General features: G+C 63.7%; 10 protein-coding genes and 1 pseudogene. 8 read left to right on the forward strand and 3 right to left on the reverse strand.

Annotated features, from left to right (window positions below; all coding sequences use genetic code 11):
• Nucleotides 1-4: 4 nt before the first annotated feature.
• From HGI46_RS03340 to arfB, 3 genes are read left to right on the forward strand one after another with little or no spacing between them, the layout of a single operon-like run.
• Nucleotides 5-1,174, forward strand: coding sequence for a pyridoxal phosphate-dependent aminotransferase (locus HGI46_RS03340; RefSeq protein WP_168903066.1), 1,170 nt, complete (start codon nucleotides 5-7; stop codon nucleotides 1,172-1,174).
• Nucleotides 1,171-1,869 (forward strand): RNA pseudouridine synthase, encoded by a 699-nt coding sequence (locus tag HGI46_RS03345; RefSeq protein ID WP_168903067.1) that lies wholly within the window; start codon nucleotides 1,171-1,173, stop codon nucleotides 1,867-1,869. The genes HGI46_RS03340 and HGI46_RS03345 overlap by 4 nt, the downstream gene beginning before the upstream one ends.
• A gap of 1 nt (nucleotide 1,870) precedes the next feature.
• A complete protein-coding gene (gene arfB / locus HGI46_RS03350) occupies nucleotides 1,871-2,284 on the forward strand; it encodes an alternative ribosome rescue aminoacyl-tRNA hydrolase ArfB (RefSeq protein ID WP_168903068.1) in 414 nt (137 codons plus the stop codon).
• Nucleotides 2,285-2,293: 9 nt separating this feature from the next.
• On the opposite strand, the gene murA is transcribed toward arfB, so the two are convergent.
• Complete coding sequence (gene murA / locus HGI46_RS03355; protein ID WP_168903069.1) at nucleotides 2,294-3,577, reverse strand: UDP-N-acetylglucosamine 1-carboxyvinyltransferase; 1,284 nt, start codon at nucleotides 3,575-3,577, stop codon at nucleotides 2,294-2,296.
• A gap of 137 nt (nucleotides 3,578-3,714) precedes the next feature.
• Between murA and galU the strand changes: the two genes are divergently transcribed.
• A complete protein-coding gene (gene galU, locus HGI46_RS03360) occupies nucleotides 3,715-4,617 on the forward strand; it encodes a UTP--glucose-1-phosphate uridylyltransferase GalU (protein WP_168903070.1) in 903 nt (300 codons plus the stop codon).
• A 60-nt stretch (nucleotides 4,618-4,677) separates the two neighbouring features.
• On the opposite strand, the gene HGI46_RS03365 is transcribed toward galU, so the two are convergent.
• Nucleotides 4,678-5,349, reverse strand: a complete 672-nt coding sequence (locus HGI46_RS03365) for a TetR/AcrR family transcriptional regulator (protein WP_118072498.1) — start codon at nucleotides 5,347-5,349, stop codon at nucleotides 4,678-4,680.
• Between the two features lie 158 nt (nucleotides 5,350-5,507).
• On the opposite strand from HGI46_RS03365, the gene HGI46_RS03370 reads away from it, so the two are divergent.
• The 3 genes from HGI46_RS03370 (at nucleotide 5,508) to HGI46_RS03380 (ending at nucleotide 10,454) form a co-directional block, all read left to right on the forward strand.
• A complete protein-coding gene (locus HGI46_RS03370; RefSeq protein ID WP_168903071.1) occupies nucleotides 5,508-6,617 on the forward strand; it encodes a Gfo/Idh/MocA family oxidoreductase in 1,110 nt (369 codons plus the stop codon).
• 13 nt (nucleotides 6,618-6,630) lie between these two features.
• Entirely contained in the window at nucleotides 6,631-7,686 is a 1,056-nt protein-coding gene (locus HGI46_RS03375; RefSeq protein ID WP_168903072.1) for a sugar phosphate isomerase/epimerase, read from the forward strand.
• Nucleotides 7,687-8,075: 389 nt separating this feature from the next.
• Nucleotides 8,076-10,454, forward strand: coding sequence for a TonB-dependent receptor (locus HGI46_RS03380; RefSeq protein ID WP_168903073.1), 2,379 nt, complete (start codon nucleotides 8,076-8,078; stop codon nucleotides 10,452-10,454).
• Nucleotides 10,455-10,532: 78 nt separating this feature from the next.
• Here the strand turns inward: HGI46_RS03380 and HGI46_RS03385 are convergent, their stop codons facing one another.
• Nucleotides 10,533-11,144, reverse strand: coding sequence for a thioredoxin family protein (locus HGI46_RS03385; RefSeq protein WP_168903074.1), 612 nt, complete (start codon nucleotides 11,142-11,144; stop codon nucleotides 10,533-10,535).
• Between the two features lie 218 nt (nucleotides 11,145-11,362).
• On the opposite strand from HGI46_RS03385, the pseudogene HGI46_RS03390 reads away from it, so the two are divergent.
• Nucleotides 11,363-11,472 (forward strand): annotated as a pseudogene (locus HGI46_RS03390) (electron transfer flavoprotein subunit beta/FixA family protein); the annotation flags it as partial.

Here is an 11,472-nt window from a genome sequence, read left to right on the forward strand (position 1 = left end):
ACCCATGACGCAGCTATCAAAAGCCCTCGCGCGGATCGCGCCATCGCAGACCACCGCCATCACCGATCGCGCCATCCAGCTTCGCGCCGAAGGCCGCGACGTGATCTCGCTCTCGGTAGGCGAACCCGACTTCGCCACGCCCGCCCACGTCGTGCAGGCCGCGAAGGACGCGCTCGACGCAGGGGACACCAAGTACACCGCCGTCGTCGGCACCCAGCGCTTGCGCGAAGCGGCCGCGCTGCACTTCAAGCGCGACCTCGGCATCGAGGTGCCGCCTTCGCAGGTGATCGTCAGCGCGGGCGGCAAGCAGGCGATCTTCCACGCGCTGCTTGCCACGCTCGATCCGGGCGACGAAGTGCTGATCCCCTCGCCATGGTGGGTCAGCTACCCCGAAATCGTGCGCTTTGCAGGCGCCGAAGTCGTGGACCTGCCGACCGATGCTGCGGGCGGCTTCCGCATCACGACCGAGCAACTAGAAGCCGCGATCACCCCTGCCACCCGCTGGCTGCTGCTCAACAGCCCCGGCAACCCCACCGGCGCGACCTATCCTGCCGAGGAGTTGCGCGCGCTGGGCGAAGTGCTGCGCCGCCATCCGCGGGTGCTGGTGATGAGCGACGACATCTACGCACCACTCCGCTATGGCGAGGGCCTTCACGCCACGCTCGCAGTGGAAAGCCCGGACCTTGCCGACCGTATCCTGACGGTTTCCGGCGTGTCCAAGAGCCACGCCATGACCGGCTTCCGCATCGGCGTATCGGCAGGCCCCGCCTGGCTGATCGGCGCGATGGGGCGGCTGCAGTCGCACTCCTCGGGCAACCCCGCGTCAATCTCGCAGGCCGCTGCCGTCGCCGCGTTCGAAGGACCGCAGGAATTCCTGACCGACTGGCGCGAACGCTTCCGCGCGCGGCGTGACATGGTCTGTGCCGCAATCAACGCGATCCCCGGCCTCTCGACCCCGATCCCCGACGGCGCGTTCTACTGCATGGTCGATGCCGCGCCACTGATGGCACGGTTCGGGGATGACGAGGCGCTGTGCCTCCACCTGCTTGAAAGCGGCGTGGCGGTTGTCCCTGCCTCGGCCTTCGGCGGCAAGGACGGCTTCCGCATCAGCTTCGCGGCGGACGAAGCAAAACTCGAAGAAGCGCTGCGGCGTATAGCAAAGGCGGTAGCGTGATCGACTTTTCCATCCTGTTCGAAGACGGCGAAGCGCTGGTGATCGACAAGCCTGCGGGCCTGCCGCTCGACCCGCCCCGCGCTGGTGGCGACAGTCTCGAGAACCATCTCGACGCCTTGCGCTTCGGCTTCCAGCGCGAGCCGCAGCCGGTTCACCGGCTCGATCAGGACACCTCCGGCTGCCTGCTGCTCGCCCGCAATCCGAAGGCGCTGAAGCGCTTTTCCGCCGCATTCGAGGCGCGCGAGGTAGAGAAAGTCTATCTCGGCATTGTCGCCGGCGAAGTGCAGGGCGAAAGCGGCACGATCGAACTCGCCCTGTCCAAGATCAGCTCGGCCGAGAAGGGCTGGCGCATGATCCCGGCGAAGAAGGGCAAGCCAGCCGTCACGCACTGGAAAGTGCTGTCGCGCAAGCCCGGCTTGACGCTGGTGGAATTCCGCCCCGAGACCGGCCGCACCCACCAGATCCGCATCCACGCCCTCGCCGGGCTTGGCCACGCACTGGTCGGCGATCCGATCTACGGCGATGGCAAGCTTGCCTGGCGCACCATGCTGCACGCCTCGGAATTGGTGGTGAAGCGCGACGGCAAGCCGCCGATCGACGCCTATTCGCCAATGCCGCTAGATTTTGCGGCGTTCGGGTTCGAACTGCCTGCTCCTGAGCAACCGGACACTGATCTTCCGGACATCGGGGCCTGACATGTCGCCCGATGCTCTCGTCGCCCATGCGCTGACGCTGGTCGAGGAGAGCTTCATCGCCTCGGCTGGCCCCGGCGGGCAGAACGTCAACAAGGTGGCGACCGCGGTACAGTTGCGGCTCGACGTTTTCATGCTGCGGCTGCCGCCAGAGATCTTCCACCGCCTCAAGACCCTCGCCGGCAGCAAGATGACGGCGAAGGGGGAGATCGTCCTGACCGCGCGCAGCTATCGCACGCAGGAGCAGAACCGCGAGGATGCGAGGAAGCGGCTGTCAGAGCTGCTGCGTGAGGCGTGCAACCTGCCGACCAAGCGCGCCAAGTCCCGCCTCAACCGCGTCGGCAAGACCGAGCGGCTGGCGGGCAAGAAGATCAGGAGCGCCGTAAAGGCTGGACGCGGCAAGGTGCGGCTGGACTGATCCCGCTCGTCAGTCGCCCCCGACGCGATCGATCTCGGCACCCAGCAGCGATAGCTTCTCCTCAAGCCGCTCATACCCTCGGTCGAGGTGATAGAGGCGATGCACTTGGGTTTCGCCCTCGGCGGCAAGGCCGGCAATCACCAGGCTCATCGAAGCGCGCAAGTCGGTCGCCATGACTTCAGCCCCGGTCAGCTTGTCGACGCCATGGACCACGGCGGTGCGGCCCTTGGTCTCGATCCGCGCGCCCATGCGGTTCAGTTCCGGCACGTGCATGTAGCGGTTCTCGAAGATCGTCTCGGTCAGCACCGAAGACCCCTTGGCAAGGCACAGCATGGCCATCAGCTGTGCCTGCATGTCGGTGGCAAAGCCGGGATAAGGCGCGGTCGACAGCGTTACCGGCTTCAGCGGCCCATCGGCAGCCACGTAAATGCCGCCCTTGCGCGGCTCGACATGAACGCCGGCATCACGCAGCGCCTGCACGGTCGCTTCCATGTCCTCGATCCGCGCGCCCTGGAGCATGACATCTCCGCCGGTGATCGCGGCGGCACAGGCATAGGACCCGGCCTCGATGCGGTCGGGCATGACCATGTAGGTCGCGCCGTGCAGGCGGTCGACGCCATGGATCGTCAGGTCCGACGTGCCGATGCCCTCGATCTGCGCACCCATCGCCACCAGCAGATTGCACAGGTCGACGATTTCCGGCTCGCGCGCGGCGTTGTGCAGGGTGGACTTGCCCTTGCACAGCACGGCGGTCATCAGCGCATTCTCGGTTGCGCCGACAGAGACGACGGGGAACGAATAGCGCCCACCCGGCAGGCCGCCATCCGGCGCGATTGCGCGCACGTAACCGGCGGCCAGTTCGATCGTCGCGCCCAGCGCTTCCAGCGCCTTGAGGTGAAGGTCGATCGGACGGTTGCCGATGGCGCAGCCGCCGGGCAGCGAAACCGTCGCCTCGCCCGCGCGCGCCAGCATCGGCCCGAGTACGAGGATCGACGCGCGCATCTTGCGCACCAGATCGTAGGGCGCGACCGACGAGGTCAGCCGCGTCGCCTGCAGCGTCATGACCCGGCCGAAATCCTCGGGCCGCGCGCCTGCGATCGAGGTGGAAACCCCGAACTGGTTCATCAGGTGCTGGAAACCGTCGATGTCGGCCAGGCGCGGCAGGTTGCGCAGCGTCACCGGCTCATCGGTCAGCAGCGCGCAAGGCAGCAGCGTGAGGGCCGAATTCTTGGCGCCCGAAACCGGCACCGTTCCCGAAAGGCGCTTGCCGCCACGGATGATGATCTTGTCCATCGCTGCCGTTTATCCGGTTTTCAGGGCGGTGCAAGCTTGGGGCATACGATAACGTGACGTCACGCGCTTGACATTTCACCTCAGTAATTGTGCAGTGCATCATGAGGATGCAACAAAGCATGGATATTGGCTGGAAAATGGGTTCTGACACTTCGCGAAAGCCGATCCGCAAGGCCGTTTTTCCGGTCGCAGGTCTTGGCACGCGCTTTCTGCCTGCCACCAAGGCGATCCCCAAGGAAATGCTGCCGATCATCGACCGTCCGCTGATCCAGTACGCGGTCGACGAAGCGCGCGAGGCCGGGATCGAACAGCTCATTTTCGTGACTGGTCGCGGCAAGACCGCCATCGTCGAACACTTCGACACGGCCTACGAACTTGAACACACCATGTCCGATCGCGGCAAGGCGCTCGAAGTGCTTGAGCCCACGCGCATTCTGCCGGGCAATCTTGTCACCGTGCGCCAGCAGGTGCCGATGGGCCTGGGCCACGCGATCTGGTGCGCCCGCGCGGTCGTCGGCAATGAACCCTTTGCGATTTTCCTGCCCGACGAAATGATGGTCGGCGATCCCGGTGGCAAGGGCGGCTGCATGAAGCAGATGGTCGATGCCTACAACGAAGTCGGCGGCAACCTCATCTCCGTGCTCGAAGTGCCGCAGGAGGAGGTGTCCAGCTACGGCGTGATCGCGCCCGGCCAGAGCGTCTCGGATTCTCTTACTGAAGTCACCGGCCTCGTCGAAAAGCCCAGGCGCGAGGATGCGCCTTCAAACCTGATCATCTCTGGCCGCTACATTCTCCAGCCCGAAGTCATGCGCACGCTCGAAAGCCAGGAAAAGGGTGCCGGGGGCGAAATCCAGTTGACCGACGCGATGGCCCGGATGATCGGCCAGCAGCCCTTCCACGCCGTGAAGTTCGACGGCCGCCGCTTTGACTGCGGCAGCAAGGCCGGATTCGTCGAGGCGACGTTGTCGCTCGCGCTCGAACGCCCCGACATGGCCGACGAAGTCCGCGCGATCATGAAGCGCCTGCTCGCCCAAGGCTGAACCTTCCGCCCCCGACCTTCAAGCCCTGACCGTCAGGCCCTGACCGTCAGGCCCTGACCCTCAGGGAGCGCGAAGATACGCCAGGCACATGCGGCCAAGTTCGCGCTTCAGGACTTCCCAGTCATAATCATGTGCTGCTTCGCCCGAGGAGCCGAGGCTGAGCTGGCGCGCCAGCGTGGCGAAGACGATCTTGTAGGCCGAGTTGGCCCTGGTCTCATGGTCGCTGCCGCCAAACGTGTCGCGATAGTGGAGCATCGCGTTCATGCCGAGCTGCGTCGCACGGAAGGCGTGATCCTTGCCCGGCTTGGAAACAAGCGGATCGAACGACGCCCGTTCCATCGCAAGGCGCAGCAGCGGCGCATTCACGCGCAACACTTCGGCATAGCCCGCCACGTAGCGCGGCATGAACTCGTCAAGCGTGGGGGACTGCGCCAGCACCTCGGCCACCATCGCATCTTCGGCAGCGGCAATGTCTTCAAGCGCACGGGCAATCACCGCGCGGACCAGGTTGTCCTTGCTCTGGAATCGCAGGTAGATCGAACCGATGGAGACGTTGCCCTTCTGGTTCACGTCCTGCAGCGTAAAGTCTTCGCTGCCCCGCTCCAGCATCAGTTCGCGCGCTGCGGACAGCATCCGTTCCAGCGAAGCCTTGCTCCGGCCCTGCTGGGGCTTGCGGCTGACCGTTTCAACTGCCAGTTCCGGTTCTTCCGCCTGCCTACCCGCTCGTGCCATTGCGTACCCGTTCGCCTTCAAAGAAAATTTTGGTTCTAGAACGATGCGCGGGTTTGTTACACGAATCGCAAAGCTTGGCGATGGCAAATCGGCGTACGCCGAACCTTGACCGGACGAATTTTGAAAATAGAATGATTTTTCTAAATTAGGAGAGACTGATGCGGCGTTTGCGGATGGCACTGATTGGTGGCGGGCCGGGTGCTTTCATTGGCCCGGTGCACCGCTTTGCCGCTGAACTGGACCGCGAGATCGAACTTGTCGCCGGGGTCTTTTCCAGTGATGCCGCCCGCAGCGCGGCCGCAGGCGAAAGCTATCGCATCGATCCCGCCCGCGCCTACCCTTCGCTCGACGCGATGTTCGCCGCCGAAGCCTCGCGCGCGGACGGGATCGATTTCGTCTCGATCGTCACGCCCAACCATAACCACCTCCCTTCAGCCCGCGCCGCGCTCGCGGCCGGCTATCCGGTGATGACCGACAAGCCGCTCACCGCCACGCTGGCCGAGGCGCACGAGCTGGCCGCAGTGGTGGCGGATGCAGGCAAGCCGTTCGGCGTAACCTACACCTACTCCGGCTACCCGCTGGTCCGCGAAGCCCGCGCCCGCATTGCCGCCGGCGAGATCGGCACCGTGCGCAAGGTTGTCGTCGAGTATCCACAAGGCTGGCTGGCAGGAGAAGCGGTCGGCAAACAGGCGGAATGGCGCGTCGATCCTGCCAAGGCCGGTCTCGGCGGTTGCATTGGCGATATCGGCGTCCATGCCTTCCAGCTGGCCGAGTTCGTCACCGGCCTGCGCGTCACCGAACTGCTGGCCGATCTTGGCGCGGTCGTGCCCGGCCGCCTGCTCGACGATGACTGCTCGATCCTCCTGCGCTTCGATAACGGTGCGCGCGGCGTGCTGCTCGCCAGCCAGATCGAAGTCGGTGAACTCAATGGCCTGCGCATCCGCGCCTATGGCGACAAGGGCGGCGTGACCTGGAAACAGGAAGAGCCCAACACCCTCACCATCAACCGGCTCGACGGCACCTGCACTCTCGTACGCTCCGGCACCGGGGTCCTCGGCAGCGACGCAGCATCGCGCACGCGCACGCCCGGCGGGCACCCCGAGGGGTATCTCGAAGCCTTCGCCAACCTCTATCGCGATTTTGCCGCCCTCTTGCGCGGTGACAGCGCTCCGCTCCTGCCCGGCATTGCCGATGGCGTGCGCGGCATGACATTCATTGACACCGCCGTTTCCGCCAGCCGCGACAATGCCGGCTGGGTCAAGCTCTGAGGATAAAAGCGCCATGAAGACCATCAAGGGCCCGGGCATCTTCCTCGCCCAGTTCGCGGGCGATGCCGCACCGTTCAACAGCCTCGAAGCCATCGCTGACTGGGTGGCGGGGCTCGGTTACAAGGGCATCCAGATCCCCAGCTGGGACGGCCGCCTGTTCGATCTCGAAAAAGCCGCGACGAGCCAGACCTACTGCGACGAGATCAAGGGCATGCTCGCCGACAAGGGGCTGGAGATCACCGAGCTTTCCACCCACCTCCAGGGCCAGCTCGTGGCCGTGCACCCGGCCTTCGATGCGCAGTTCGATGGCTTTGCCCCGGAAGCGGTCCACGGCAATCCCGTCGCCCGCCAGGCCTGGGCCGTGCAGCAGATGAAGTACGCCGCCAAGGCCAGTGCCAATCTCGGCCTGAAAGCGCACGCCTCGTTCTCGGGCGCGTTCGCCTGGCCCTACTTCTACCCATGGCCAGCGCGGCCGGCAGGGCTTGTTGAGGACGCCTTCGACGAACTGGCCCGCCGCTGGAAGCCGATCCTCGACGTGTTCGATGAAAACGGCGTCGACGTTGCCTACGAAATCCATCCCGGCGAGGATCTCCACGACGGCGTCACGTTCGAGATGTTCCTGACACGCGTCGGCAACCATCCGCGCGCCAACATTCTCTATGATCCCAGCCACTTCGTGCTGCAGCAGCTCGATTACCTCGCCTTTATCGACATCTACCACGAACGCATCAAGTGCTTCCACGTGAAGGACGCCGAGTTCCGTCCCAATGGGCGCTCGGGCGTCTATGGCGGGTACCAGTCATGGGTCGATCGCCCGGGCCGCTTCCGTTCGCTCGGCGATGGCCAGGTCGATTTCCCCGGCATCTTCAGCAAGATGGCCGCCAACGACTATGCCGGCTGGGCCGTGCTGGAATGGGAATGCGCGCTCAAGCACCCGGAAGTGGGAGCCGCTGAAGGCGCACCGTTCATCGACCGTCACATCATCAAGGTGACCGAGCATGCCTTCGATGACTTCGCCGCCGGTGGCGCTGATCGCGCCCTGAACGCAAGGCTGATGGGCATCGGCTGACACGACCCAGCCGCGCAAAAGATCAAGGCGTCGGGGGCTCTCCGACGCCTTTTTTGCGTTAATCATATCAAAAAGTGATCGGTTTCCATCAAATCTGTTTTCTTTGTGAATTGTCAAAACGAGCATAGGCTCCATGACAACGGCGGCTTCTAGGAAGGCTCTCATAAGCTCTGCCTATGGCAGCTGAAAGCTTGTGTATTTTACTTGATGCCAACCCTGCGCCACAGTGCCGGCACGATTTGGCAACCCACTCGCCCTCGCGTTGCAAAAATGCCGCAAGGTGTCGAAAGTTTTCTACCAATAGAATTGGGGTTCTAGTTTTTAGAATTCTAATCTGCTAACACGCTGCCACGCCCAACGCGGCGCCACCTGGGGAGGAACTGAAGATCATGCCCAAGACCCTGTATACCCATGCCCTGCTGGCAAGCGCCTGCGCGCTGGCTTTCGCCCTGCCCGCCCACGCGCAGGAAGCTGCCGAAGAGGCCGATCCCAACGTCATCATCGTCACCGCGCAGAACCGCGCGCAGAACCTCAACGACGTTCCCATCAAGATCGACGTGGTCTCCGGCGAGGAGCTTCAGAAGGCTGGCTTCGGCAGCATGAACGACGTCGGCAAGATCGCGCCTGTTGTTCAGCTCAACCAGGACCAGGGCACGGTGAAGGTCACAGTGCGCGGCGTCGGCACCACCTCGAACGACGAAGCGCAGGACACCTCGGTCGTCGTCAACATCGACGGTGAATACATCAACCGTCCGAACGTGATGGGCATGGCCCTGTTCGACATCGACCGCGTCGAAGTGCTGCGCGGCCCGCAGGGTACGCTCTATGGCCGCAACTCGACCGGCGGCGCGATCAACTTCATCACCCGCAAGCCCGGCAAGGAGTTCGGCGCAAACGGCTCGATCAGCTATGGCAATTACAACGCCGTGCGCGCCGATGCCGGGGTTGATCTGCCGTTGGGCGACGTTGCCGGCCTGCGCGTCTCGGGTTTCTATGATGACCGCGATGGCTACAGCAAGCACCCTGCCGGCGGCGGCTTCTTCGTGTTCCCGGCCTACAAGGCAGGACGCTCGGACGACAACCACTCCTACGGCGGCCGCGTTTCGCTGCGCCTCGAGCCGGTCGATCGCCTGACCATCAACCTCGCCGGTGAATACTCGCACCGCAGCTTCACTCCGGGCGTCTTCGCTGCGGGTGATCTCAACGCTGCTGGCAACGGTCCCACCGGCGGCACTTGCAACAACGGCTTTACGCGCGTTGCCCCGGCCTATCCGCAGGTCCTGTGCGTGCCCAGCAACACCAACCTGCTCTCGAAGGTTGACCGCAGCAACTACGCCGCGCCGCTCTTCGGCATCGGCCATGTCAGCGATCACACATGGGCCGCACGCGGCCGCATCGCCTACGAGATCAGCGATGCCGCAACGCTGACCTACATCGGTGGTTACCGCAAGTACTCGGGCGATCCGAGCCGCCTGACCCTGCCGACGATCTACCAGTCGTACAACTTCCAGGACGAAGCCGACACACAGAGCCACGAACTGCGCGTCAACGGCACGCTCGGCGGGGTGATCTACCAGGTGGGCGGCTTCTACTTCAAGGAGAAGATCGCGCGCGAAAGCGGCTTCATGCTGCCGAGCTTCATCTTCGGTGCGCCGCCGTTCGGTGCCAACGGCCCCACGCCCGGCACCTTCCTCAGCTACTTCGGTCGCTATGTCGAAAGCGACAGCAAGTCGGTCTTTGGCCAGGTCGAAGTGCCGCTGACCGAACAGCTGACTGCCGTTGGCGGCCTGCGCTACACCGACAACAGCCGCGATGCGACTTACGTCAACGCCAACCCCTTCGGCCCGTCGCGTCCGTTCCTGTTCGCTACCGGCCCGAGCCGCAAGAACATCAATGCGATCAACGCCTCGTTCCTGCCCCTCAAGAGCAGCGACAGCAAGGTCACTTGGCTTGCCGGCCTGAACTACAAGCCGAACAGCGATACGCTGCTGTTCGTCAAGGCTTCAACAGGCTTCAAGGGCGGCGGCTTCGACTCGGTCGGAACCTACAAGCCCGAGACGAATACCGCGTTCGAAGGCGGGTGGAAGCAGACCTTCGGCGATCATGGCCAGCACCAGTTCAACCTTGGCGGGTTCTACTACGACTACAAGGACCTGCAGGTCTCGGTCCTGCTCGACACTGCCATCGGCGGCCAGATCTTCAACGCCGGCAAGGCCAAGATCTGGGGTCTCGAAGCCTCGGCAGACATCGCGCTGGACGATCGCACGAACTTCCACGCCTCGGCTAACTACCTGAACGCCGAGTACAAGGAGCTCTTCGCCCAGTTCAACGTGTTCGACCTCTCCGGCGCCCGCAACGGCGTGGGTGATCTCGATCCGACGAAGCCCGGCGTGCAGCAGCCGAACTTTGCCGGCAACCGCCCGCCGTTCTCGCCAGAATTCGTCATCACGGCCGGTCTCGACCACACCTTCCCGCTCGGCGACATGGGTGGCCTGACCGCACGGGTGAACACCACCTTCAAGAGCAAGTACTTCACCGACTTCTACAACTATCGTGATGGTGAGCAGAGCGCGCTCAGCCAGACCGATGCGAGCCTCGAGTACCAGCCAGAGGACAAGAAGTTCACGATCAGTGCGTTCGTGAAGAACATCGAGGGCACCCGCCCGCTGACCTACGGCAGCTTCGTCTCCGCAGGTCCGGACGATATCTTCAACTGGCAGTTCGGCACGCCGCGCACTTACGGCGTCCGCCTCGCGGTCGACTTCTAAGTCGACGCGGGATCGTCAAAAAAGGAAAGGGGAGCGCATCGCCGCTCCCCTTTTTTTGTTGCCTTCAGGCCGGCAAGCTCATCCCCACGACGGGTCCTTCCCCGGTCGCCACTTGATGCTGCAACCGGCGCTCGGATGTTGCGGTTGCGGTGCGGCATCTCCTGCCAACAGCGCATCCACGGCGCGCCGCATGTCCTCGCCGGTTACCGGCAGGTCCGTTCGCAGCGGCGGCAGGCCCGGCACCGGCGGACGATTGATCTTCGGCCTGCTCGCGTCGAACTGGCCTGCGTAATAGAGCAGCCTCTCCTGATCGTAGAGGAAGAAGTCCGGCGTACAGATCGCATTGTAGGCCAGCGCCACATCCTGCGTCTCGTCATGCAGATAGGGGAACGGAAAGTCCTTCTCGGCCGCCAGCTTCTGCATGTGCGGATAATCGTCTTCGGGAAAATCGTCCGGCCAGTTCGAAGAGATCGCCACGACCTGCAGGCCCTTGGGCTGATACTCCCGCGCAAAGGCGATGAACTCGTCCAGCACGTGCAGCACGAACGGGCAATGGTTGCAGATGAAGGCCACCAGCAGCGCCGAGCTCTCGGCGAAGTTGCCCAAGGTCCGCAGCCTTCCTTCGACGTCCGGCAGCTCGAAGGGCGGAGCCGGCTTTCCGTAATCAAGTTGGCGAGACAGTCTCAGCATCATCCGCTCCTTTATTAGAATCTTCGTTCTTTTACACTGACCAGCCCAGCGGTCCAAACGCTTCCTCAACAGACCCAAACTGCAAAGTTCCGCTTTGCACCTTTGCAAATTTACCGTGGACACCATCCACGTTCCGCGTCATCGCGAGGATCGAGCCGGTGCCGCATCCTATTCTGGTGCTGTGCATCAACGGCATGGGATTGGCAGGAGCACGACACATGAAAGCCCTGGTCTGCGTGAAGCGCGTGATTGACTACAACGTGAAGCCTCGTGTGAAGGCGGATGGTTCGGGGGTTGATCTTGCGAACGTGAAGATGAGCATGAACCC

The sequence above is a fragment of the Novosphingobium sp. ERW19 genome, assembly GCF_012641315.1.
Classification (GTDB): Bacteria; Pseudomonadota; Alphaproteobacteria; order Sphingomonadales; family Sphingomonadaceae; genus Novosphingobium.

What these genes read in the sequence shown, in the direction of transcription:
- HGI46_RS03375 (WP_168903072.1), top strand. Translation starts at nt 6,631, where the DNA reads ATGAAGACCATCAAGGGCCCGGGCATCTTCCTCGCCCAGTTCGCGGGC.
- arfB (WP_168903068.1), top strand. Translation starts at nt 1,871, where the DNA reads ATGTCGCCCGATGCTCTCGTCGCCCATGCGCTGACGCTGGTCGAGGAG.
- galU (WP_168903070.1), top strand. Translation starts at nt 3,715, where the DNA reads ATGGGTTCTGACACTTCGCGAAAGCCGATCCGCAAGGCCGTTTTTCCG.
- HGI46_RS03385 (WP_168903074.1), bottom strand. Translation starts at nt 11,144, where the DNA reads ATGCTGAGACTGTCTCGCCAACTTGATTACGGAAAGCCGGCTCCGCCC.
- murA (WP_168903069.1), bottom strand. Translation starts at nt 3,577, where the DNA reads ATGGACAAGATCATCATCCGTGGCGGCAAGCGCCTTTCGGGAACGGTG.
- HGI46_RS03365 (WP_118072498.1), bottom strand. Translation starts at nt 5,349, where the DNA reads ATGGCACGAGCGGGTAGGCAGGCGGAAGAACCGGAACTGGCAGTTGAA.
- HGI46_RS03380 (WP_168903073.1), top strand. Translation starts at nt 8,076, where the DNA reads ATGCCCAAGACCCTGTATACCCATGCCCTGCTGGCAAGCGCCTGCGCG.
- HGI46_RS03370 (WP_168903071.1), top strand. Translation starts at nt 5,508, where the DNA reads ATGCGGCGTTTGCGGATGGCACTGATTGGTGGCGGGCCGGGTGCTTTC.
- HGI46_RS03340 (WP_168903066.1), top strand. Translation starts at nt 5, where the DNA reads ATGACGCAGCTATCAAAAGCCCTCGCGCGGATCGCGCCATCGCAGACC.